Raw genomic sequence first — 23,871 nt, 5'->3', positions numbered from 1 at the left:
TTTCAATGGTTATTGAAATAAGATAGCTTTATCATGACGCGGAAGGTTTTCTTCGGTGTGAGCAATACATTGAGTGAGATAAACCTGATGGAAACGAGCATGAAGCGTAGCGGAATAAAGTGTACAGCAGGGCTGCTGTATCCTATGAAATACCGAACCTGATTTCAACAAAAAATGAAGAATAAGTTACCCCTGTCTTTTAAACAAAAAACGCCCCGATTTTATCGGGGCGTTCCATGTATTAAGACTTTGACGCTTACTTTTTCTTTTCTTCTGAACTACCCAAATCGATTACGATAGGAGTAGAGATGCATAATGATGAGTACGTACCAATAATACGACCAATCAATAGTGCGAAGATAAATCCGCGGATACTGTCTCCTCCGAAGATGAAGATTACCAATAACACGAAGAATACCGTTAATGAAGTTAAAATGGTACGACTTAACGTACTGTTTAATGCGAAGTTGATTAATTGGTTGCGTTCTTCGCCATGTAAATCTTCTTTACCAGCTTCTTTCAAACGCTCACGGATACGGTCAAATACAACAACGGTTTCTGTCATGGTGTAACCCATTACCGTTAAAATCGCTGCGATGAAATCCTGACCAATTTCTAATGAGAATGGCATAAGACCATCTAAAATAGTATAGAATGATAATACCATTAAAACGTCATGCGCAAGTGCCAATACAGCACCTAAACCATATTGCCATTTTTTAAATCGTACAACGATGTAGATAAACATGAATATACATGAAATCAATACCGCGTAGAATGCACCATTAACAATATCGCTGGCAATAATTGGGGTCACTTTTTGCGAGCTCTCAATTTTATAGTTATCGCCAGTTAAACCTTTTTTCAAAGCATCTTCTACCAGTTTATCTGTTTTGATGTCCTGATCTTCGATATGGAAAGTTGTAGTGATTTTAACATTGCTTGCTTCTCCTGCAGTTTTAACCTCAGGTGTTTCACCGCCAAAAACCGGAGTTAATTTTGTTTTTACATCCTCAGTGTTAACCGCTTTGTCGAAATGAACCAGGTAAGTTCTACCTCCTTTAAAGTCAACACCAAGATTTAAACCGCCATTTTTAAAGTACATTCCAATACCTGCAAGGATAATCACAGTAGAAATGATGTAATAAATTTTACGACGACCAACAAAGTTAAACGCTAAATTTTTGAAGGCGTTACGTGTAAAGTTGTTATCGAAACTGATTTCCATTTTACGATCTAACATCGCTTCGAAAACCACTCTCGAAATTAATACAGCTGCAAATAATGAAGAAAGGATACCAATACACAAAGTAGTGGCGAAACCTTGAACTGGTCCGCTACCGAAAGCATAGAGGATAGCACCTAAAATGAATACTGTAATGTTAGCATCCAAAATAGATGGCATTGCATGTTTGAAACCTTCTTTAATTGCAGTAGGAATGTTTTTACCTAAAGCAAGTTCCTCACGCACACGTTCAAAAATCAGGATGTTCGCATCAACTGATAAACCAATGGTTAGTACGATACCAGCAATACCAGGTAAAGTTAAAACCGCACCTAATGATACCAAAATACCAATGATGAAGAATAAGTTAACCAACAATGCGAAGTTAGCCACCCAACCTGCACGGTGATAATACAACGCCATGAAGATTAAGATCACGATAAATGCAATCACAAATGAAATTAAACCATCATGAATAGCTTTTGCACCTAAAGTTGGTCCAACTACGTAGCTACCAGCAATACGAGCTGGAGCAGGCAATTTACCCGCTTTTAAAATGTTTGATAAATCTTTAGTATCGGCTTGTGTAAAGTTACCAGTGATTGATGAAACACCACCACCAATTTCATTCTGAACCGTAGGAGCAGAATAAACCATGTTATCTAACACAATCGCAATAGATTTTTTATTGTTCGGATCAGCAGCAGCTTCAGCAGTAATTTTTTTCCATTTCGCAGCACCTTCGCTGGTCATGTACATGGTTACTTCTGGTTTGCCTTTTTGATCGAAATCAGCACGTGAATCGCTAATTGCATCACCACCTAAATCTGGTTTGCCATCAGCGCTTGTTACTTTAATTGCATACAATTCGAAAACTTTAGAACCTTCTCTAGGTTTAACGCTCCACATAAATTTCATCGTAGATGGAATCGCAGCCGCAACTTCAGGAAGTTTTAAGTATGAATTAACTTTAGCAGTATCTTTTTGTAACGACATACCAACAACCGCACCTGGCATTAATTGTTGTTGTCCGTTTTCCCCCTGGTAGATTGGAAGACTTAAAACCGCATATAATGGATTAGATTTTGCCAATTCAGCTCTTACCGCTGTAGAATCTTTTTTAGCTAAGCCAGCAAGTTTGCCTTTATCAGTAGAATCTTTAGCTGCATTTTCTAAGCCAGCTAATTTACTTCCAGCTTTTGCAGCAGTATCAGTAGTTGTAGCAGGTGCCTCAGTTTTTAAGGTTGATGCTAAAGTTTTATTGATGTTTTCTAACAGAGGTGCAACTTCCTGAACCTGGTAAACTTGCCAGAATTGTAATTCGGCAGAACCTTGTAAAAGTTTCGCAATACGCTCTTTGTCTTGTACACCCGGCATCTCGATTAAGATGCGGTTACTGCCTTCTTGCTTTTGCATGTTCGGACTCACAACGCCGAAACCATCGATACGAGAACGTAAAACAGTAAATGAACGATCGATAGCGCTTGTTGCTTCTTTCTCTAAGAAAGATTCAACTTCGCCATTGCTTGCGCTCGGTTTTAATTGCGATGCATTATCTTGGTTTGAAAAATAATCAGCAAGTTTTACACCTGGACTTAATTTTTCAAATTCATCAACAAAAATTTTGATGTAATCTTTACCACCAGCGTTTAACTGGATTTGTGCATTTTGAACTGCTTTGTTAAAGTTTGCATCAGTAGGATTGCCCGCTAATGATTTAACCAATTCAGCTAACGATATCTCCATCGTTACGTTCATACCGCCTTTTAAGTCTAAACCTAAATTGATCTCTTTCGATTTAACCTCACCATAAGTAAATCCAACAATTGGATATACTTTTTCGGTACTCATCGAATCTAAATAAGCCTTTTCTTTGGCTGCATCACCTTTCGCATAGTTTTTTGCGTCTTTTTCCACCTTGGATGCTACCAAAGTAAAAGAAAGTGCATACGCACAAACGATAGCCAATACTATCGCTATAAACTTAATAAAACCTTTTCCTTGCATTGTTTGTTTAAAATAATTTGTCTTTCGCTGTTTTTTAACAAGTCGGCAAATCTAATTAAATTTTTAAATTATAGAACCCCTTAATTGATAATTTATTAAGATTAATTTTCGGCAGAGAATTATCACTACAGATTCGTTACATTGAACATGTTTTACAGATAAATTATGCGTCGATTTATTTGGAAGGCAATTGCAGAAGCTTTTGGCTTTGGTTCGGTCCCGCTATCGTTCCAATCTTTTTTGTTATTGTCAGTACAAGCCTGTCAAATACCTTAACAAAAAAGTATTTCCACTTTATCGGGTTTAGTTGGCAGCTATAGAATTAATATTGTTGGCTACTAGCCCAATGCGCTCGTCATTACTCGTGCCTCGAAATGACTGCCTTTTTCTGATTACTTTCGTTTTAGCACCTCAAAAGTGTAATCGTACTTATTCTTTTCATCGGCTTTGTGAGGTTCAGCACTCACAACCTCCCATTCGCTGCGATCAATCTCAGGGAAGAAAGTATCCGCATCGAAAGTTTGATGAATAGTAGTTAAATAAAGTGTTTCTGTTTTTGGTAAAGCCTGGCGATAAATCTCCGCTCCACCCACGATGAAAACTGGTTTTTCTTCAGTCTTGGTAATTTCTAAAGCCTCATCCAAGCTATTTACTACCTCAACACCTTCAATTTTTAAAGATGAATTTCTGGTAATCACAATGTTTCTGCGGTTTGGCAAAGGTCTGCCAACAGAATCAAATGTTTTTCGACCCATAATAATGGTATGACCTGAAGTAGTTTGTTTAAAAAACTTTAAATCAGCAGGCATGTGCCATAAAAGTTGATTGTTTTTGCCAATGGCAAAGTTTTCACCAACGGCTACGGCAATAGATAGCGAAGGGGTTTTGGGTTTATTAGTCATTGTTTCATTAGTATAAGTAGGGATGAAGCTTTCTTTAGATTGCAAATATACTAGCGGAATGAGATTGCGTCGTCGTTCCTCCTCGCAATGACGATAATAGAGCGTCATTGCGAACTGAAGCAGGGTGGCATGCGATTCGGAGCAAGGCAATTTGATTTCTAACCCCGTAATTTCCATTTTGCTTTTAGCTCCCCTTTAGGGAGTTGGGGGGTTAAACCGCTACCACTCCTTTAATATGTGGATGGGCCTCGTAATTCTCCAGAGTGAAATCCTCAAATTTAAAATCAAAAATGCTTTTTACTTCCGGATTGATTTTCATAGTTGGCAGTGGTTTTGGCTCGCGGCTTAATTGTAAGTGGGCTTGCTCAATATGATTGTTATATAAATGGGCATCGCCTAAAGTATGAATAAAATCACCAGCTTCTAAACCACAAACCTGTGCAACCATCATCGTTAATAACGCATAAGATGCAATGTTAAACGGAACACCTAAGAAAATATCGGCACTGCGTTGGTATAATTGGCAGCTCAATTTCCCATCAGCAACGTAAAACTGAAAGAACGCATGGCATGGCGGTAAAGCCATATTTTCTATTTCAGCAACATTCCAGGCAGAAACGATTATTCTACGCGAATCTGGATTGTTTTTAATGGTATTGATAATATTGGTAATCTGGTCGATATGTTGACCATCTGGTGTAGGCCAGCTTCTCCACTGTGAGCCATAAACTGGTCCAAGGTTTCCATCCTCATCTGCCCACTCATCCCAAATTCTTACACCATTATCTTTTAAATATTTAATATTAGTGTCGCCAGTTAGAAACCAGATTAATTCATGTATGATAGATTTTAAATGCAGTTTTTTAGTGGTAACCATTGGAAAGCCCTCTTGCAAATTAAAACGCATTTGATAGCCGAAAACGCTAATGGTTCCGGTTCCTGTACGGTCGTGTTTTTGAGCGCCGTTATCCAGCACATGTTGCATTAAATCTAAATATTGTTTCATATAATCCTAATCCCGAATAATCGTGACTTCCAAAATCTAAGTAAATAATTAAATACAAATATCTAAAATTTATGATTTGTTGATGCGGCTTTTTATGCACACTTGCCATTTACTAACATTGAAATGATTTTAGGCTTAACGGTTTTTTGAAACCTAAATAGTTGTACCAATTTGCATCATAGCCCTGGGTGCAGCGATTACCCTGCAGCGAGGAAGAATGACGAAGCGAAGCGTAAAAGCGAAACACAGGATGAAACTTAAATAAGTTTGAAGGTTTTGCGCTTCAAATTTGGGTTGAGAAATGATGCAGAAACATCAAACACTTAAAACACTTTTGTATGTTTGTGTGCGTATCGATTTTAGCTTTGACGGAAATCGTAAATCGTAAATCAAAAATCGTATATCAGCATGTTATCCTTTCCAAACGCAAAAATAAACCTGGGCTTAAATATTACAGAGAAACGCAGCGATGGGTATCATAACCTTGAAACTGTTTTCTATCCAATTAATATTAAAGATTCGGTTGAAATTATTGATACTGATGAAACATCCTGCAAAATCCACGGTATTGATATTCCGGGAGATGCAAACGATAATTTATGTATAAAAGCTTACAACCTAGTAAAACAAGATTACGATATCCCAGCACAACAAATTAATCTGTTAAAAAATATTCCGGTAGGGGCAGGTTTAGGTGGAGGCTCGGCAGATTGCGCTTTTCTGATTAAACTTCTGAACGATAAATTCAATTTAGGTTTATCAACCACACAAATGGAAAATTATGCCCGTAAGCTTGGAGCAGACTGTGCTTTCTTCATTGAAAACAAACCTGTTTATGCTTTTAATAAAGGTGATGAATTCGAAAAATGTGAGGTTGATTTGTCAGGCTGGTTTAAAGTTTTAGTAAAACCGCCTGTACATGTGAGCACGGCTGATGCTTACGCATTGGTAAAACCTCAAAAGCCTTTGCAATCCTTAAAAGAAATCATACATTTGTCGCCAACAACATGGAAAAATAAGGTTATCAACGATTTCGAGCAATCGGTTTTCGCAAAGTATCCCCAAATTCATCAAATAAAAACCAGTTTATACGATGCAGGCGCAACATTCGCTTTAATGAGTGGTAGCGGTTCATCGGTTTTTGCAATTTTTAACGAACCTGTTAAACTGCCCAAACTGGAAAAAGACAATTTAGTTTATTATAATATTTAAAAAGAGCTGAAAGGTTAAAGCTGAAAGACTAACGTAAATATGTCTTAATGTTTGATACTAAATACTCGATACTAACAACATGAATATAAATCTCATCCGCAAAGGCGGAAAATTTAATTTCGAGGCAGAAAACGAGAGCGGTTTTACGGTTGAGTTAGATGCAAAAGCTGCTATCGGTGGCGAAGGTAAGGGTTTCAGACCCATGGAAATGCTTTTGGTTGGCCTTGGTGGTTGCAGTGGAATTGATATGGTAAACGTGTTAACGAAACAAAAAGAACCGCTTGACGATATTAAAATTTCGATTAATGCGACCAGAAAAGACGAAGAAATGCCTCCAATTTTCGACGTAATTGATATTCACTTTGATTTATCTGGCGATTTGAATCCATCAAAAGTAGAACGTGCTTTAGCCATGACCTTTGATAAATACTGCTCGGTATCGAATATTTTAGGCCGCTCAGCAAAAATTAACTTTACATATAAAATAAATAGTAGTAATTAGCAAGTATCGAGTAGCAAGACTAGTTCTTAGCACTCGGCACCAAATCTTGATATTTCATACTAAAATCTTGATACTAAAAAATGAAATCCGAAAATTTTGAAACCATAGCGATACGCACCCAGGTAGAACGTAGTCTGCATAAAGAACACTCAGCACCTATTTATTTAACATCAAGCTACAAATTTGATGATGCGGAAGAGATGCGGGCACTTTTTGCCAATGAGAAAGAAGGGAATGTATACAGCCGATACGCAAATCCAAACACCTCTGAGTTTATTGAAAAAATGTGTTTACTGGAAGGTGCAGAAGATGGTTTTGCTACTGCGACTGGAATGGCTGCTATTTTCACAACTTTTGGTGCATTTTTAAAAAACGGCGACCATATCATTTCAAGTCGTTCGGTTTTTGGTTCTACACACCAATTATTAACAAATGTTTTTTCTAAATGGGGCGTAACTTTCGATTATGCTGATTTGGATAAACCTGAAGATTGGGAAGGTTTGATTAAGCCAAATACCAAAATGATTTTTGTGGAGACGCCATCAAATCCTGGTATTGACATTATTGACTTAGCATTTCTGGGTGATTTAGCCCAAAAACATCATCAGCTTTTGGTAGTTGATAACTGTTTCGCTACACCATATCTACAGCAGCCGATTGCTTTGGGTGCTCATATTTCCATTCACTCTGCAACAAAATACATCGATGGGCAAGGTCGTGTTTTGGGTGGGGTAATTTTGGGTTCAAAAGATTTGATTACAGAAGTCATGAACTTTGCCCGCCACAGTGGACCATCTTTATCACCGTTTAACGCCTGGATTTTATCTAAAAGTTTAGAAACTTTAGCCGTTCGCATGGACCGCCATTGCGAAAATGCTTTAAAGGTTGCCGAATATTTAGAAAAACACCCAAAAATTAAACTTGTAAAATATCCATTCTTGCCCTCTCACCCACAATATGAAATTGCCAAAAAGCAAATGAAACAAGGTGGCGGCATTGTTACCATCGTTATTGAAGGTGGCGTTGAGGGAGCCCGCAAGTTTATGGATGGGCTAAAAATGTTCTCTATCTCGGCAAACCTTGCCGATACACGTTCAATAGCTACACATCCGGCAACAAGTACGCACAGCAAATTATCCGAAGCCGAACGCAATATCGTTGGCATTGAGCAGGGTTCTATTCGTTTGTCTATCGGTTTAGAGCATATTAATGATATATTAGCTGATATCGACCAGGCGCTTTCGTAATTAAGTTTTTAACTTTACGAATTACAATTTTTAGAAAATCAATTTCAGCGGGGCGTCGGTTACGATAGCCCCGCTTTTTGTTTCAAGCTTTTTATTAATTCCTGTCATGCGGAGAAACGAAGCATCTGTTTCATCGGTTACAGATATTCTTTCCTCAATATGCCAGCATATTTTAAGTCATTAATAAAAAGCTTTCCACTACAATCGGGTTTATTTAACTTATTTTGCTGCTGAAAACTTACATTCGAAAATGAACGACATCGACTTCATCCTTTCCGAACTAAGAGCCATTAGTGAACCTGAATATTTGGAGAAGATGGCGCATTTCGGGATTGATATTACAAAAGCTTTCGGCATTCGGGTGCCAAATATTCGAAATCTGGCTAAAACTATCGGCAAGAATCAAGACTTATCCCTGAAACTTTGGGAAACTGGTTTCCATGAAGCCCGACTTTTAGCATGCTTCATTGGCGATTATAAACTTGTCACAGAGTCGCAAATAGATTTGTGGACAAAAGATTTTAACTCCTGGGACATCTGTGACCAGGCTTGTGCCAATCTTTTTGTTAAAACGCCTTATTTTAAATCGAAGATTGTAGAGTTTGCAAACGCTGAAGCAGAATTTGTAAAAAGAACCGCTTTTGTACTGATGGCTTGTGCTGCAGTCCATCTTAAAAAAGAGCCTGATGAAACCTTTCACCAATTTTTACCAATCATTGAGCGGGAAGCTTATGATCATAGAAATTTTGTTAAAAAGGCAATTAACTGGGCCTTAAGGCAAATTGGGAAAAGAAATGCTGTACTTCATCCACATGCAGTCAAAACTGCAGAAAATATTCTCGCCCAGCAGAACAAAAAAGCAAATTGGGTGGCCTTAGATGCATTAAGAGAACTCAACGGGAATGCAGTTTTATCGAAGCTCAGTCGTTAAGTACTCCGCTTTTTGCTTCAGACTGAAAACTTTCTTACCCTACATCAATGCGCAGGTTTAAAACCTGAAGTAAATTTGTATCATAAACAAGAAAGGAAATTTATGTCACAGTTTATTTTGCACAAAGAAAACACCAGGGGCCATGCAAATCATGGATGGTTAAATGCTCACCACTCCTTCAGCTTTGCTAATTATTACAATCCTGAAAGAATGCACTTTGGAGTTTTGCGGGTTTTAAATGATGACTTGATTGATGGTGGAATGGGTTTTGGAACACATCCGCACGATAATATGGAAATCATTACGATTCCATTGGCTGGAGCCATTGCGCACAAAGATAGCATGGGTAATTCGGCTGTAATTAAAAGTGGAGAAATTCAGGTGATGAGCGCAGGAACAGGCGTTAGCCATAGTGAGTTTAATGCCTTGCCTGATGAAAAATTAAGTTTATTGCAAATTTGGTTATTTCCAAACAAGAAAAATGTAACGCCACGGTACGACCAGTTGGCTTTAGATCTTGATGCTCGTCGTAATAATTTCCAGCAAATTTTATCGCCAGACCAGGATGATGCTGGTGTATGGATTCATCAGGATGCATGGTTTTCACTTGGTAAATTTGATGAAGGTTTTGAAACAGAATACAAAATTAAAAAAGGAGGCAACGGTGTTTATGCTTTTGTCATCAGCGGAGAAGTTACCATAAACGGACAAACTTTAAGCAAAAGAGATGGTTTAGGTATTTGGGATACCAATAGCATCAGCTTTAAGGCAAATGCTGCAAACGCAGAAGTGTTGTTGATGGATGTTCCAATGGAATTTTAAATTTAGTTACTTTAAAGGTTGCGGGTTATAAGTCACACAGCTTAAGCTCGCAACTTTTAATATTTAACCCGAAAAATATGCAAACCACCATACTTTACATTGGCAGAGATGCTGAAATCACGATTGTGATGAACCGCTTATTGAATGCCCGCCCGGAATGGAAAGGTATTTGCGTGTGTACCGATGAAGAAGCCGTATCGATTTTAGAAGCGCAGAACGTTGATTTAGTGCTTCTGGGTAATGGTATTGATGTAGAATGCGAAAAAGCGCTCAGATCGAATATAAATGCGCTAAAACCAGGAGTTAAAATTATTCAGCATTATGGTGGTGGAAGTGGTCTGCTTTATGGGGAGATTATGACTGCATTAAGCTAAATGCTATTCATGCTTTTAATAGTAGCAATATTCTAGCCTCCTAAACGGGATTGCAGCGATATCCTTTTTTTGTTGCACTTCGACAGGCTCAGTGTAACAATCACAAAAAAAAGATTTAGCGGAAAGCCCGACTGACAATCATCGAAGCTGTGGTTTCGCTTTCCAAAAACAGCAATAAATTTTAGCTGATATAATCCCTATCCTCATCACTCAGTTCTTTTTTTGTCGAAACCGGTTGGTTTCTTTCAATTTCGGCATCGTAGCTAGTTACTGTTTTTCTTGGTCGGCCAACAATGAAACCGATAACAAAACCGATGATAATGCAAATGCCAATAACCAGAAGTTTAGATACCGCTACGGTTGATACGAGGAAATCGAAATCGACAGGCTCGGTGTTCACCATCAAAAAAATGGTTAACAATGCAGTTAGGATGATGATGAAGATGGTTTTTCCGCTCATGGGTTAAAAGCTATAATTAAATGAAAACTCTAATATCGGATTTTGATTGTAAATCTTATTAACAAAAACCAATCTCGCTCCTACATCAACAACAGGCTGATACCTCAAAATGTTTAAACTACTATTCAATTCTACACCATAAGTTTTAGGTTCGCCAAAATTGGTACCTACGCCAATGTTTTCATAGTGGCAAAATAAGCCCGCCCTGAAATTACGCACATAAGCCAATGAACTCAATTCCCAATCTGGAAAGGCAAAAGGGAAACGATAGTTAAATAGCATGCTGTTTTGAAGTTTGCTTTTCGCGAGGATGTTATTGTAGCCATAAACCGTCGCAATTTCTGTAGCATATTGATTTACGCCACTTGCTTTCTGATAATTGAAACTTGCCAAAAAGGAATGGTTTTTCGCAAAGCCTGGAAAATAAAAGAAACTTTCCAGAGCCATAATTTCGCCGCCCAGGTTTTTATCAAAAGGTTGATGGTTATAAGTTGCTCTAAAAACCTGAGCCCATTTTGGCGCAATGTCTCTTTCGGTTGTCCTTACACTATGATTAAAAGTAAAATTATATTCTAATGGGAATTTCAGCTCGCGGATAAAATTGATAGGCATATTCTCGGGCATGTACCTTTGGGTAAAACTGGTAGCGGCGTTAAGTGTAAAAGAATAATTTTGATTCCTGGCATTAAACGACAAGGGAACCGACGCATTGAGCTTGAAATAATTCTCTCTCCAATCGCCCTGCTGAATCGCGTTTTTAGCTCGGTAGAATGTTCGTTTCGGTCGGTTGCGATACAGCACACTAAATATAGGGTAAAGTGCTTTATAACTCACTTCTGCTGTATATTCAAAACGCTTTAAATCCCGGTGATATTTCGTACCGGTATAAAAATCCATGGTATTTAGTAAATTGTTAGACTGTAGCTCCAATCCAAAAACATATTCGTTATCGATCACTGGAATGATGCTGTGAAAACTGAACAAATTTAAGCCCTGGCGAAAGCGTTTTGATTGGTAGGTGCTATCAGGAATATTTTCAAATACATTGCCTACATTCTCTTGCTTTTCTGCTGCTGAAGAAAAATCAACGAAGGTATTTTCGCCTACTGGTTTTTCGGTAAATGTTTTCTCAGCAATTTCATAACCGTTGATTTTATAATCGTTGAAAATGATTTTGTCATCTTCAGTTTCTGCTGGATTGAAGGCGCCATATTTCGAATGAGTTAATGCACTGATTTTTTTGGAAAGGGTGTCAATGCTGTGGATATTATCAATGCCGTTAAAGTGTGCATTGAAAACAATTTTATCCTGGATGAAAACTGGTCGGCTGAGCTGTTGCCTGCTGTTTGAAATAAGCAGGGTTTTTCTCTCACCGTTCATTAACCATAAACTTTTTCCTTTTTCGCTAACGCTGATGTATGCAATCTTATTTCCACTTCTATCAAAGCCTGGTGTCTGCAAAATCTCATTCTCAGGGTTAGAATAGATTTTTAAGATTTTGCCCGATGAAGCGTCGATTTCTACCAAATTAAATTGGTTGCTAAGTTCAACTTTTACTGCAATAATTTTTTTGCCATCTTCTGAAAGGGCAGGAGAGAAGAGCCGGCTTCTGCTACTTAATTTTTTAAATTTTATGGTCTTCAAATTATAAGAACAAATCACACTATAACTTTGCTGTTTGTATCTTGGGTCATAGCGGATTTCATCCCAAACAATGGTGCCATTTTTATAACTAAACCAAGGGTTTTCCTGATAGCCAATTCCAAATAATTTTTGCTCCGTTTTGTCTTCATTGATGATGGTGAAAAATCGAGCGTTCTGCTTACTTTCTTTGAGTGCTAAAATTTGATTTTTGTTTAAACGAACAGGAAGAAAATAATTGGTTGCTAATGATGTTTTTTGATTCAAACGTTCATAGTTTTCTACTTGGATTTTTTCACTTTGATCTTTCCACTTTTGTGCTAGTTTTTCTTGTGTAGAAAGGAAATATTTTTTCGTGTTTTTTCCCGTGATTTTTTTCAGGCTTTGTGAGAATGGATAAAGCCTCAAAGGTCTTCTTCTGATGTCGCCAAGCAAACTGTCGGAAATGAACTGCCCATATTTTTCTTTCATGTCGGCAACCATTAAATATCCGGTTTGATAGTAGCCTGGAGTGACGTCTTTATTTGAACCGAAATAAGCCTTGCTGTATGAGAATTTTTTCTCTTCCAAAAGAGACGCTCGAAAAGGCATGATCCAATTTGGCTGGCGGCCACGACCTGACTCGGTCAAAGCGGTTTCATTCACGACTGCATCTCCCTCGAAAAACCAGGTTGGTAAACCTGCACCAAAATATGCGAAGTAAACCAACTCGGGAAATGGATGTTTTCTTCCTCCTGTCAATTTGTCAAACTGTGCAATATGTCGAAGTTCATGAATAGCAAGGTTATTTAACCAGTCTTGGCTATCAAAATATTGGGGTGGTGTAGTATAGAATTCCGACTTCCTCGGACCAAGCTGAACGAAGCCATTTGCAATGGTTCCGCGGTTCTGAAGTAGGAGTGGAATAGAGGTGTTTTGTTGTCTTAAACCTATTCCGATTTTTGGATAGATAAATGGTAAAGTATTGGCCATGCGTTGTGCCTCTTTTTCCAATTCCTGCGGGTAAATGATTTTGAAGCCACCTGAGTGAATATAGTTCCATTTTACACTAAGTGGGTTCTGTGCATTGCTGAAAATCTGACCAAAAACCGATAGTGAAATAAAACTTAATGTTATTGAGCATAAGTATTTGATAATTAATAATTTATTTGATTTTTCTGGACTCATCAGTATTGAATGCTAAAATATTTAGTTTTATTAAATTTTTTATCTACTTAGTAAGTTGTTTTTTAATTTATGTAAAATACATAAAGTGCTGATATTTTTCGTAATGTGAATTTTATATAAATTGATATTATTTAAATTTTGATATGGTTTTTATCACTTATTTTACTCAATAAATCGATAGATAAGGTGATTTGATTTCATCTTATTTTATGCGCTTAATTTACACTTAATATTCGATTTCCTATGAAATTTTCTAGAGCCGAATTGTGTTTTTGTATGCGCAGGTGTTCCTTTAAAATTTGTATTTAGCAGCAACTTTGTTGTTCTTTACGCTAAATTTTGAAAAGTATTATTATGTTTTTCCGGTAAATTTCCCAAAGTAATCTGCGAGTTTTAAGACGAAAATTTTGTGGGTTTTTAGATTAAATCTTCATAATAAATGTCCGCATGCAGAACCTTGTAATTGCGGAAAAATATAGAATTTGACTACATATTTAGTTTGGGAGGTTTAAATCGAAAACGATATTTTGGTGACTTAATGTCAGTTTTTTTTAGAGATTATTTTTAAGTTAATAATGACAGTTCTTCAATAAATGATTGCTGTTTGTAAGGAAGTTTTCTGGATTTTGGGCTCCGAGTTTTGCGTAAATTAGCTGAGTTTTGCCGCAACAATCTACGTTCGAGATCACCAAAATCACCAAAAATTCTTCGCATTTATGCGAGTAAATAAATCTTAAACGTACGTTTTTGTATCGTTTTTATGCCCAAATTCATTCGATTTCGCTACTCATAATGGCATTTCCTTCGCATATTCGATCATGAAAGGCAGATTTCTAATTTTTACGTTAAAAATATTTATATTTTCTTAACTGCTTTATGGTCAGTATGATACGTGATATATTCATGAATATTATCGTATTTGTATTTATGAAGCTTTAAGCTTTCATTATGCTTATAAATTGTAAGTTTTGGGTAGGTATTGTTGCATCTCATAGAGAAATTCTAGAAAAAATATGCAGATGCAGGTGCTGAAAAATTAAGATTTGAGCTTTTAAGTCTGCTCAATTTTTCCCTGATTTGTGTGAAGTTTCAATAAATTTTTGAGTGAATATTTCATGGTGATCACTCGAATATCTTTAGCTATTTTACATGTTTTTTGCAGTGTATTATTGAGTATTAAAATGGCTAAATATCCTACGAAACTAATGGGAAAAGAAGTCAAATTAGGTCAGATGTAAGGCAAGATGATAGGCATGATATCCACCCTTTTTTAGTTGTATTGTTAGGTCTGCTTTTTGCCTAAAAGACCGTGCAGCGTTACTGCTTATTCTTTCTTTTTTTATAGATCGGATACAGAAAAATAGAGCCTAAAATGATGAGCGCACCAATGTAAAATCCCCCTGTCATTTGCTCTTTATCTTTAAAGAAAAAGAAGGCTAATATGATGCCGTAAACGGGTTCCAGATTGGTGACTAAAGCAACGCGAAAAGCTGATAAAGTTCGCATTACAGATACCCCTGCAACGTAGGCTACAGAAGTGCAAAGCGTTCCTAAAATACCTATGTAGAACCAGTTTTTCAGATCCAGATTAAACGGCAAATTGATTAGCGACCCATCGTAAAATCGATACAATGTGATCCAGAATAGTCCGCCAATTAATTCGTAAAATCCAATAATGGATGGTTCGCTTTTTTGAACCAGTGTTGAGTTTATGGTAGAAAAAAGACTGGATGCTACGGCGGCCAGGAGACCGAAAATTATTCCCAATGTATACTGACCTTCGAATTTGAAGATCATGTAAATCCCCAAAATAATTAATAATCCTATTAAAATATCACCCATTTGAATGGGCTGCTTTTTAATTAGCGGTTCTAAAATTGCTGTAAATAATGTGAAAGAAGACAGGCAAACCAGCGTCACCGAAACGGTAGAAACTTTGATGGCATGGAAGAAAAATATCCAGTGAATGGCTACAATTCCACCTGTTAAAAAGAATTGAAAAAACTGCTTTTTAGTTATTTTAATATTCTTTTCTGTAACTAAAAACCAAAGAAAAAGTGTTGATGTGGCAATTAAAACCCGATACCAAACTAAAGGTACAGCATCGATTGTAATCACCTTTCCAAGTACTCCTGTAAAGCCCCAGATGAGCACGGTTAAATGAAGGATAAGGAGATTTTTTTTATTGATATCCATTATTACTTTGGCGCTTTTCTCAACAGGTAAATGCCCAAAGTACCAAATACAATTGTTGGTAGAAGTACTGCAATAAATGGTGGGAATCCACCTTTCGTGGAGAACATCTGTGTAAACTGATTAAATACGATATAAGCAAAGCTGATAAAGATTCCGATACCTAATGAAACGCCTACACCACCACGAACCTTTCTAGATGATAATGCCACACCGATAAGTGTTAAGATGTACGCAGAAAGCGGATGTAAATAACGCTTAAATTTTTCAAACTCCAGATCATTCATTATCCCAGTTCCACGTATCTTTTCTTTCTGAATTTTCTCTGAAAGTTCTTTTGTAGAAAGGTTTTGTACCACATTATCGTAAGCTGAAAAATCATCCGGACGCATGTCTAAAATGGTATCTTTAACCTTACCGCTTCCATAAATCATAGATTCTTTTAGTCCGTCAATTTTTCTGATGGAATAGTTGCTTAGCTGCCATTTGCGCTTCAACGAATCCCATTTAATGTTGTCTGCAACAATCTTTTTTACCATTACATCGCCATTAAAATTATCCAGTGTGAAACGGTAACCGTAATTGGTTTTGTTATCAAAACTTTCGATATAGATGTAAGTTTTGTTATCCAGTTTCATGTGGATATTTGACTTCGTTGATGGGTCATTACGCTTCACGTATGTGTTTTCAAAGCTGTTTTTAAGCGTATTGGTATATGGTAGGATATAGAGGTTAGAAACTAAATTGGCAGAAAAAATTACCGTTGCTGAAACAAAATATGGGAAAAGAAAGCGGTTGAAACTAACGCCGCCACTTAATATTGGTACGATTTCAGTTTGATCGGCCATTTTTGCAGTAAAGAAAATTACCGCAATAAAGTTGATTAAAGGCGAAAGCATATTCACATAAAAGGGAATGGAGCCGGCGTAATATTTGGTTAAAACGCCCCAGAAACTAAGTCCGCTTTTCATAAAATCATCCATCTTTTCTGACAGATCAAATACCACAATGATGATTACGAAAATCGCCAGGGTGTACACAAAGGTGCCCAGGTATTTACCAATAATATATTGATCGATGATTTTGACTTTTCCCTTTAAGAAACCCATTTTACAGTTTTTGACCTAAAACTTTTACCATTTTATTCTTCCATTCATAGAATTCTCCGGAGATGATTTTCTCACGAGCTTGTTTTACCAGCCACAAATAAAAGTGCAGGTTATGTAATGTAGCAATCTGTGCGCCAAGCATTTCTTTACTGTGAACCAGATGCCTTAAATAAGCTTTACTAGTCACTTGATCTGCATGTAAATCACTTTCAGCATCTAATGGAGAGAAATCATTTTCCCATTTTTTATTTCTAATGTTAATAATGCCGTTTCGGGTGAATAACATTCCATTACGGGCATTCCGTGTTGGCATTACGCAGTCAAACATATCAACGCCTAATGCAATATTTTCTAATATATTAATTGGTGTTCCAACACCCATTAAATAACGCGGTTTTTCGTAAGGTAATATGTCGCAAACAATTTCAGTCATGGCGTACATTTCTTCGGCAGGTTCACCAACCGATAAACCCCCAATGGCATTGCCCTCACGATTCATACTGGCAATAAATTCTGCAGATTTTACCCTTAAATCTTTATATACAGAGCCTTGAACAATAGGGAAAAGTGTTTGATCAAAACCATATTTTGGTTCCGTATTATCAAAATGAGTGCAGCAACGTTTTAACCAGCGATGCGTCATTTTGATCGATTCCGCCGCATAAGTATAATCACATGGGTAAGGCGTACACTCATCAAAAGCCATGATGATATCGGCTCCAATTGTTCGCTGAATATCCATGGCATATTCTGGCGTAAACAGGTGTTTCGAGCCATCGATATGAGAATGAAAAGTAACGCCTTCTTCTTTAATTTTTCGAACTTTACTCAATGAATAAACCTGGTAACCTCCGCTATCTGTTAAAATCGGGCGATCCCAACCAATAAATTTATGTAAGCCGCCTGCTGATTCCAATATATCTAAACCCGGTCTCAAATAAAGATGATAGGTATTTCCAAGAATAATTTGCGCTTCGATGTCTTCTTTTAACTCCCGTTGATGAACAGCTTTCACCGTTCCGGCGGTGCCAACAGGCATAAAAATAGGTGTTTGTATTTCGCCGTGAGCGGTGGTTACTGTTCCAGCCCTGGCTTTTGATAAAGGGTCGTTAGCCTGTAAAGTAAATTTCATATAGGATGCAAAAGTAACAAATTTAAAACACCTATATATACTGTTCACTCGTTTAATGGCGCAAAGCAAACAATAAAATAAACCCGGCGTTTATTTAACAAACCCCTTTATTATGAGATCATTTTTTCATCATTTGTTGCTTTTATTTTCTGGAGTTATAATTGGTTTACCGGCGATTGCACAATATGATGCCGGAGCAACTTTAAGCTTAGGAATGGGGCATGGCTATAATGCTTTAAGTCAGAGTGTAATGAGCAATGCTTTTAAAAATAATGGTAATAACGCGGTTAGCAAATCAAATAATGCAGATTATATTTATTTAGGTGCGAGTAATTACAGCAGGTTCGAAGAGAAAATTACGAAAAGTTTAATGGAAAATAATCCAAAAAACGATAAAAATAAAATAAGAAGTTTTCTTTCCAGCACCAGAACAATGTTTCATTTCAATACGAAAAGTAGAGCCTATGGGTTAAAAGACACTTACCTATCTGATCTGCTGGCTACGGGTATTGCATGGAACTGGGAAATGTATCATCAAACCAAGGCTGACAATAAAAAGGTAGTCAATCTTCGTAACACCATAAAAAGTAACATGGCAAAAAGTACAGTAAAAAGTCAGATTGCTAAATTATCGGAAGATCAGCGACGTGAATGGATACTAAGTTTTATGTATAATCATAGCATGTTGGCTCAAACCATAAAACAATCAGGTAAACTTTCCGCTACGCATAAACGGCAATTGGAAGAAATGGCGAAAAATGCTGGTGTGCCGGATATTGCAACTGTTTCTTTATAGTAATATTAGGATGTTTTTTTCAACATAGGGTGTATTGCAGATTTAAAATGAGAAATTTGCGCCTATTTATTTTACCATCGTGATATTAACCCTACTTGAAATTATATTGCTTTCTGCTTTAGCTTTTTGCTTAATCATTCAGTTATACTTCGTTCTTTTCGTTCACCTGAAATTAGCAAATGCTACAATCGAAGAAGTTCCCTTATCTGCCAGAAAGCCTATTAGTATAATTATCTGTGCCAGAAACGAAATTAAAAACTTACAGCAATATTTATCTTTGGTATTGGATCAGCAATATCCTGAATTTGAGGTTGTGGTAGTAAACGATCGTTCCTGGGATGGGACGGAAGAGTTTTTGGAAGCCTGGGAGAAGGAACATAGTAACCTTAAAGTTGTTAAAATTTTAGACAATGAGAAGTTTATCGCAGGTAAAAAATTTGCAGTTACCATGGGAATTAAAGCTGCTAAACATGATTGGTTAGTTTTTACAGATGCTGATTGTATGCCTGCTTCAGCAAACTGGTTAATGGATATGCAGCAACCAGAAGATGAAAATACCGATATTGTATTGGGCTACTCTCCATATTTGAAGCGTAGAGGTTTATTGAATGCTTTGATCCGTTTTGAAACCTTTTTCACGGCGGTAAACTATCTCGGTTTTGCACTGAAAGGCATGCCATATATGGGTGTGGGTAGAAACATGGCTTATAAAAAATCGCTTTTTTTTAAAAGTAAAGGCTTTGCTGCGCACATGCATATTCCATCAGGTGATGATGATTTATTCGTCAATGCACATGCAAATAGATACAATACCGAAATCAGGTTAAATCAGGATAGTCATGTATGGAGCGAACCCAATCGTACCTGGGGTGGTTATTTAAAGCAGAAAAAGCGTCATTTCGGAGCTGGAAAATTGTATAAATCAAAACATAAATTTATTCTAAGCCTTCAAATCATATTTCAGTTTTTATTTTACGGATTTTTTGTAGGATGCATGTTTCTGAGTAGAGAAGCGCAATATGCTGCAGGGGGAATCCTTTTACTTAGCATCATGATCAGGTGTTTTGTATATCCGAAATTACTGAAACGGTTAAACTATAGCGATTTGCGTTGGTGGTTCCCGATATTAGATATACTTTTGTTTTTATTTCTAAGCTTGAACGGATTCCTGGCCATGTTTGGCAAGAAAAAGGTAAGCTGGAAATAAGGAATTAAGATTTACAATTGACGACCACCTAGAATTAGAATCATAGTAACACGATGCAATTTGGAGGATTGCACTTTAAACTTTCAACCTTCTACTTTTAATTTACAAATATGGCAGACGTAAAACCAGATATCATTTTAAAATATTTTCCTGATTTAACTGAAAAACAAATCGATCAGTTTTCGCAACTATTTGATTTATATGTTTTTTGGAATGCGCAAATCAATGTAATTTCTAGAAAAGATATTGAAGAATTATACGAACGTCATGTTTTACACTCCTTAGGTATAGCCAAAATTTGCACCTTTAAAGCAGGAGAATCCGTTTTAGATGTAGGAACTGGTGGTGGCTTTCCGGGCATTCCGTTGGCCATTTTATTTCCTGAAACACAATTTTATTTAGTTGATTCCATTGGCAAAAAAATCAAAGTGGTTAAAGAGGTGGCTTCTGCGCTCGGACTTGAAAACTTAAAAGCTGACCATCTGAGAGCTGAACAAATCAAAGAAAAATTCAATTTTGTAGTTTCCAGGGCAGTAACCCGTCTTGGGGAATTTTATCCCTGGATACAAGGCAAGTTCAAAAAAGAATCAATAAATGCCATTCCGAATGGAATTCTATACTTGAAAGGTGGTGATTTAACTGAGGAGATTAAGGAATCAAAACTGAAAGCAGAATTATATCCGCTTTCAGAATTTTTTGAAGAAGATTTTTTTGATACGAAATATGTGGTTTATGTGCCACAATAGCTTAATCTTTTATTTCAATAGCACCTCTTTTATTTTTTAGTGGTTCTCCGGCAATTTTCATGAAATATTGATAAGATCCTTTTGATAAAGGAGAAGCGAAATTACCATAATTGCCTTGTTTTCCATTCCAGTCATTTTTATAATCCGTTGTGTTGTAAACTACTTCACCATTGTTATTATAAATTGTTAAAGTTTTGATTTCATAATCCGAATCGGGAATAACTAGTAGTTCATTTTTGGATCTATCTAAGCTAAGTTTTGGAAAAGGTGGCGGGGTTGGAAACTTATCAATCGTTTTAATATTATCGCCTGTAATTTCTACAGCACCGTTTTTGCCTTTATTACCATATTTTTTGATAGCAACAGATTGATTTATTATTTTTACAGATTCAGTGTTTTGCACACCTACAAACAGTTTATTATCTTCAATTCCTTTTCCATTTACAACAATGAAACGTGGGTCCGTTTTGATGGCTTTCCCTTCGTAATAGGTGTTTCTTGCGTAAAAGTATGTTTGAGGAAGTTTCTCCGTTTGTTCATTTTTTTTAATGGCAGACAGTTTTTTTGCCTTTAATGAAGTGCTATTTTTCTTTGTATCAGCTATAAGTAATTTGGGTTTTTCTTTAAATGGTGGCGTTTCTTGAAGTATGTTTCTAGATTGCACTTTCTCAGTTGACGAGAACACAACAATTGCGTAATCTTTACTAAAAGCCATAGTTGAAACAGAAATTGCTCCGCCGATGATTGGAATTACTAATAGCAGTTTGAGCCTTGCCCAACTTCCTGATTTTTTTTGATTTAACATGCTAATTCTTCTTTTTAAAATGGATGAACTAAATATTTGATTGGTGAGTGTTAAATTTTGAGCATCTGAAGAGTTTTTAATTAGAAATAGCGCATAAGCGTATTTTTCAACTTCGTAACTAGTAGTTTCCTCATCTGCTAAATATTCATGTATTACTTTTATTTCTCTTTTAATTAGATAAGAGAAGGGATTGAACCAATTTATGATGTGAAGAATTTCGTAAAACATTACATCAATGCTATGCTTTTGCCTGATGTGCACGAGCTCATGTTTTAGTATTGTGCTTTTTTCAGAAAGCAGAGGATCTAGAAAGAGGAGATTGAAGAAGGAAAATGCTACTTTGGAATCATTCAATTCAAATAATCTAACGCCATTTTCTAGGGTTTTAAAAGAAGATTTTTTCATCTTCATTATTTTGCCCAAACTATATAAAAATTTTGCCAGAAGTAATATTGATACAATTAAATATATCGCAATCAAAATATTTTCAAAATTAAAAATAGACGCTTTAATTGGTGTTCGAAAGGATTCAGCTGGAGTATAAATTTGTTGAATTTCATCATTGAGAATATGATCAGCCACCAAATTTTCTGAAGGCTTTAAAAAACCTAGTTGAAAAAGTGGTAATATGAAGGCACTGACAGAAGTTGTGATCAAAAAATATCTGTTCAAAGCATAAAAAGTTTCTTTTTGCAAAAACAGCCTATAAAACCCATAAAATAAAATCAGGTATAAGTTTGCTTCGAGTAAATAATACAACCAATTTATCATTTGTCTTTTTTAAGTTTTTCAGCCAATTGAATAAGCTCGTTTAGTTCTTTGTTACTCATACTTTTTTCTTTTACTAAAAAAGAAACCAAACTCTCATAAGAATTTTCGAAGTAATTATTCATAACTTTATCCAAGGCAAAGTGTTTATAATCAGCCTCCTTTATGATAGGGAAGTAGATATAAGTATTTCCAATAGCTTTATGGTTTAAAAAACCTTTTCCCTCTAAAACCCTTATAACTGTCGATACTGTATTATAAGCAGGTTTAGGTTCATTCATCTTTTCAATTACATCTTTTACCAATGCTTCTCCCATTTCCCAAAGGATGAGCATAATTTGTTCTTCTGCTTTCGTGAGCTCTTTTATCATGGTAACTATTTTTATAGTTTGGTTATATGAAGTTACTACTATATTTATAGTTTACAAACTATTTTTATAGTTTATTTTTATTTATTTGATTTTAAGCGCTATAATTTCTAATTGAATAAAAGAGCATAAAAAAAACCTGCCGATTGGGCAGGTTTAGTAAAATTCTTTATCATGTGTTTAAAATTTATTCATTTTCTGAGGATTATCCCGCATCAGCATTTTATCTTTTAATGTTTGCTGTAAACCTGTCTGTTTATCAATGCTGATCACCACATCCAAAACGGTTTTTGCAGCATCGCTGAAAAATTGTTTAGTAATAGTAGAATATTCATCTGTTGCTTTATGGTAATCTTTATGATCTTCCACGCCAAAATATAAAAAAGGAATATTTTTAGCATTAAATGCACCCTGATCACTTTGATTAGTCCAGTCATCGTGACCCAATTTAGGATCATCATGACCTAAAATTACTTTGATGTCTTTCCTGTTGGTATCAACATATTTTTTTAACTCTGGATATTTAAAAGTACCAGCCACATAAAGTTCTCCTTTATCACTGTGGCTAATCATATCCATGTTCAGGTTAACAGCAATGGTGTTGATGTTGACTGGCGGATTAGCCACAAAAGCTTTTGCACCTTGTAAACCCATTTCTTCAGCATCAAAGGAAGCAAAAATGATGGTGTTATTAGGTTTGTTTTTTGTCAAAGTAAGCTGCGATTTTCAGCAATCCTGCTGTGCCCGATGCATTATCATCAGCACCATTAAACACCTGTTCTTTTACCACGCCCAAATGGTCGTAGTGCGCTGAAACCACGATAACGTTTGTGCTTTTGCCAGGAATATATCCAATTACATTTGTTCCGTTAACTTTTGCTCCGCCTCTTGAATTAAAAGTAAACTCCTGTGCGTAATTTACGTACTGTGGGTAAGATTTTAAACCAAGTTTCTGGAAACGATTAATAATATAGGCTCTCGCCATTTCAGCACCTTTTGTTCCGGTTTTTCTGCCTTCATAGGCATCAGACGATAAGACTTCAACATCTTTCAAAAGTTGATTATCTAGTTTACCAGATCCGGATGGAGATTGGTTTTTAACTGATGAACAGCAGCTTAGCATCATGGCTAAGGGGATAATATATAGGATTTTCATATTTTCTTTACGTCATTGCGAGCCACGAAGCAATCTTAGGGTTAGCTTGAATAAGATTGCTTCGTGCCTCGTATCGAAGATATATTTAAATTTGT

General features: G+C 36.3%; 19 protein-coding genes and 1 pseudogene. 9 read left to right on the top strand and 11 right to left on the bottom strand.

Annotated features, from left to right (window positions below):
* Positions 1–256: 256 nt before the first annotated feature.
* The 3 genes from secDF to ON09_RS00735 all read right to left on the bottom strand — a co-directional run bounded on the left by secDF (position 257) and on the right by ON09_RS00735 (position 5,140).
* On the bottom strand, positions 257–3,232 hold the full coding sequence (gene secDF / locus ON09_RS00745) for a protein translocase subunit SecDF (protein WP_010599151.1): 2,976 nt from the start codon (positions 3,230–3,232) through the stop codon (positions 257–259).
* A gap of 392 nt (positions 3,233–3,624) precedes the next feature.
* Positions 3,625–4,311, bottom strand: coding sequence for a dihydrofolate reductase (locus tag ON09_RS00740; RefSeq protein ID WP_316927760.1), 687 nt, complete (start codon positions 4,309–4,311; stop codon positions 3,625–3,627).
* Between the two features lie 34 nt (positions 4,312–4,345).
* Positions 4,346–5,140: a thymidylate synthase gene (locus ON09_RS00735; RefSeq protein WP_010599149.1), complete on the bottom strand. Its 795-nt coding sequence runs from the start codon at positions 5,138–5,140 to the stop codon at positions 4,346–4,348.
* A gap of 408 nt (positions 5,141–5,548) precedes the next feature.
* Between ON09_RS00735 and ispE the strand changes: the two genes are divergently transcribed.
* From ispE to ON09_RS00705, 6 genes are all read left to right on the top strand, one after another.
* Positions 5,549–6,352 carry a 4-(cytidine 5'-diphospho)-2-C-methyl-D-erythritol kinase gene (ispE, locus tag ON09_RS00730; protein WP_010599148.1) on the top strand — a complete coding sequence of 268 codons (804 nt, stop codon included), beginning with the start codon at positions 5,549–5,551 and terminating at the stop codon, positions 6,350–6,352.
* 79 nt (positions 6,353–6,431) lie between these two features.
* Positions 6,432–6,854 carry an OsmC family protein gene (locus ON09_RS00725; RefSeq protein WP_010599147.1) on the top strand — a complete coding sequence of 141 codons (423 nt, stop codon included), beginning with the start codon at positions 6,432–6,434 and terminating at the stop codon, positions 6,852–6,854.
* Between the two features lie 80 nt (positions 6,855–6,934).
* The gene (locus ON09_RS00720; protein WP_010599146.1) at positions 6,935–8,101 is read left to right on the top strand and encodes a trans-sulfuration enzyme family protein; all 1,167 of its coding nucleotides are present in this window, start codon (positions 6,935–6,937) and stop codon (positions 8,099–8,101) included.
* A 250-nt stretch (positions 8,102–8,351) separates the two neighbouring features.
* Positions 8,352–9,032, top strand: coding sequence for a DNA alkylation repair protein (locus ON09_RS00715; protein ID WP_010599145.1), 681 nt, complete (start codon positions 8,352–8,354; stop codon positions 9,030–9,032).
* A gap of 102 nt (positions 9,033–9,134) precedes the next feature.
* On the top strand, positions 9,135–9,854 hold the full coding sequence (locus ON09_RS00710; RefSeq protein ID WP_010599144.1) for a pirin family protein: 720 nt from the start codon (positions 9,135–9,137) through the stop codon (positions 9,852–9,854).
* A gap of 77 nt (positions 9,855–9,931) precedes the next feature.
* A complete protein-coding gene (locus ON09_RS00705; RefSeq protein ID WP_010599143.1) occupies positions 9,932–10,228 on the top strand; it encodes a response regulator in 297 nt (98 codons plus the stop codon).
* Between the two features lie 181 nt (positions 10,229–10,409).
* Here ON09_RS00705 and ON09_RS00700 read toward each other — a convergent pair whose 3' ends face one another.
* The 5 genes from ON09_RS00700 to tgt form a co-directional block, all read right to left on the bottom strand.
* Positions 10,410–10,688 carry a lipopolysaccharide assembly protein LapA domain-containing protein gene (locus ON09_RS00700; RefSeq protein WP_010599142.1) on the bottom strand — a complete coding sequence of 93 codons (279 nt, stop codon included), beginning with the start codon at positions 10,686–10,688 and terminating at the stop codon, positions 10,410–10,412.
* Between the two features lie 3 nt (positions 10,689–10,691).
* Complete coding sequence (locus ON09_RS00695) at positions 10,692–13,496, bottom strand: TolB family protein (protein ID WP_010599141.1); 2,805 nt, start codon at positions 13,494–13,496, stop codon at positions 10,692–10,694.
* A 1,317-nt stretch (positions 13,497–14,813) separates the two neighbouring features.
* Positions 14,814–15,692, bottom strand: coding sequence for a DMT family transporter (locus ON09_RS00690; protein WP_010599140.1), 879 nt, complete (start codon positions 15,690–15,692; stop codon positions 14,814–14,816).
* Positions 15,693–15,694: 2 nt separating this feature from the next.
* Positions 15,695–16,798 (bottom strand): LptF/LptG family permease, encoded by a 1,104-nt coding sequence (locus tag ON09_RS00685; RefSeq protein WP_010599139.1) that lies wholly within the window; start codon positions 16,796–16,798, stop codon positions 15,695–15,697.
* Position 16,799: 1 nt separating this feature from the next.
* Entirely contained in the window at positions 16,800–17,930 is a 1,131-nt protein-coding gene (tgt, locus tag ON09_RS00680; RefSeq protein WP_010599138.1) for a tRNA guanosine(34) transglycosylase Tgt, read from the bottom strand.
* A gap of 112 nt (positions 17,931–18,042) precedes the next feature.
* Here tgt and ON09_RS00675 point away from each other — a divergent pair, with 112 nt between their 5' ends.
* From ON09_RS00675 to rsmG, 3 genes are all read left to right on the top strand, one after another.
* Positions 18,043–18,726, top strand: a complete 684-nt coding sequence (locus ON09_RS00675; protein WP_010599137.1) for a hypothetical protein — start codon at positions 18,043–18,045, stop codon at positions 18,724–18,726.
* 79 nt (positions 18,727–18,805) lie between these two features.
* Positions 18,806–19,933, top strand: coding sequence for a glycosyltransferase (locus ON09_RS00670; protein WP_238533576.1), 1,128 nt, complete (start codon positions 18,806–18,808; stop codon positions 19,931–19,933).
* A gap of 110 nt (positions 19,934–20,043) precedes the next feature.
* The gene (rsmG, locus tag ON09_RS00665; RefSeq protein WP_010599135.1) at positions 20,044–20,679 is read left to right on the top strand and encodes a 16S rRNA (guanine(527)-N(7))-methyltransferase RsmG; all 636 of its coding nucleotides are present in this window, start codon (positions 20,044–20,046) and stop codon (positions 20,677–20,679) included.
* 1 nt (position 20,680) lies between these two features.
* Here rsmG and ON09_RS00660 read toward each other — a convergent pair whose 3' ends face one another.
* The 3 genes and pseudogenes from ON09_RS00660 to ON09_RS00650 all read right to left on the bottom strand — a co-directional run bounded on the left by ON09_RS00660 (position 20,681) and on the right by ON09_RS00650 (position 23,605).
* Positions 20,681–22,180: a M56 family metallopeptidase gene (locus ON09_RS00660; protein WP_162097929.1), complete on the bottom strand. Its 1,500-nt coding sequence runs from the start codon at positions 22,178–22,180 to the stop codon at positions 20,681–20,683.
* A gap of 71 nt (positions 22,181–22,251) precedes the next feature.
* On the bottom strand, positions 22,252–22,623 hold the full coding sequence (locus ON09_RS00655) for a BlaI/MecI/CopY family transcriptional regulator (protein ID WP_010599133.1): 372 nt from the start codon (positions 22,621–22,623) through the stop codon (positions 22,252–22,254).
* Between the two features lie 177 nt (positions 22,624–22,800).
* Positions 22,801–23,605: pseudogene (locus ON09_RS00650) on the bottom strand (M28 family peptidase).
* Positions 23,606–23,871: the final 266 nt, after the last annotated feature.

The organism is Pedobacter agri PB92, from assembly GCF_000258495.1.
Taxonomy (GTDB): Bacteria; Bacteroidota; Bacteroidia; order Sphingobacteriales; family Sphingobacteriaceae; genus Pedobacter; species Pedobacter agri.
This window is presented reverse-complemented; position numbering and strand designations above follow the sequence as displayed.

Coding starts and splice junctions, on each gene's coding strand:
- secDF (WP_010599151.1), bottom strand. CDS start 3,232: ATGCAAGGAAAAGGTTTTATTAAGTTTATAGCGATAGTATTGGCTATC.
- ON09_RS00740 (WP_316927760.1), bottom strand. CDS start 4,311: ATGGAAATTACGGGGTTAGAAATCAAATTGCCTTGCTCCGAATCGCAT.
- ON09_RS00735 (WP_010599149.1), bottom strand. CDS start 5,140: ATGAAACAATATTTAGATTTAATGCAACATGTGCTGGATAACGGCGCT.
- ispE (WP_010599148.1), top strand. CDS start 5,549: ATGTTATCCTTTCCAAACGCAAAAATAAACCTGGGCTTAAATATTACA.
- ON09_RS00725 (WP_010599147.1), top strand. CDS start 6,432: ATGAATATAAATCTCATCCGCAAAGGCGGAAAATTTAATTTCGAGGCA.
- ON09_RS00720 (WP_010599146.1), top strand. CDS start 6,935: ATGAAATCCGAAAATTTTGAAACCATAGCGATACGCACCCAGGTAGAA.
- ON09_RS00715 (WP_010599145.1), top strand. CDS start 8,352: ATGAACGACATCGACTTCATCCTTTCCGAACTAAGAGCCATTAGTGAA.
- ON09_RS00710 (WP_010599144.1), top strand. CDS start 9,135: ATGTCACAGTTTATTTTGCACAAAGAAAACACCAGGGGCCATGCAAAT.
- ON09_RS00705 (WP_010599143.1), top strand. CDS start 9,932: ATGCAAACCACCATACTTTACATTGGCAGAGATGCTGAAATCACGATT.
- ON09_RS00700 (WP_010599142.1), bottom strand. CDS start 10,688: ATGAGCGGAAAAACCATCTTCATCATCATCCTAACTGCATTGTTAACC.
- ON09_RS00695 (WP_010599141.1), bottom strand. CDS start 13,496: ATGAGTCCAGAAAAATCAAATAAATTATTAATTATCAAATACTTATGC.
- ON09_RS00690 (WP_010599140.1), bottom strand. CDS start 15,692: ATGGATATCAATAAAAAAAATCTCCTTATCCTTCATTTAACCGTGCTC.
- ON09_RS00685 (WP_010599139.1), bottom strand. CDS start 16,798: ATGGGTTTCTTAAAGGGAAAAGTCAAAATCATCGATCAATATATTATT.
- tgt (WP_010599138.1), bottom strand. CDS start 17,930: ATGAAATTTACTTTACAGGCTAACGACCCTTTATCAAAAGCCAGGGCT.
- ON09_RS00675 (WP_010599137.1), top strand. CDS start 18,043: ATGAGATCATTTTTTCATCATTTGTTGCTTTTATTTTCTGGAGTTATA.
- rsmG (WP_010599135.1), top strand. CDS start 20,044: ATGGCAGACGTAAAACCAGATATCATTTTAAAATATTTTCCTGATTTA.
- ON09_RS00655 (WP_010599133.1), bottom strand. CDS start 22,623: ATGATAAAAGAGCTCACGAAAGCAGAAGAACAAATTATGCTCATCCTT.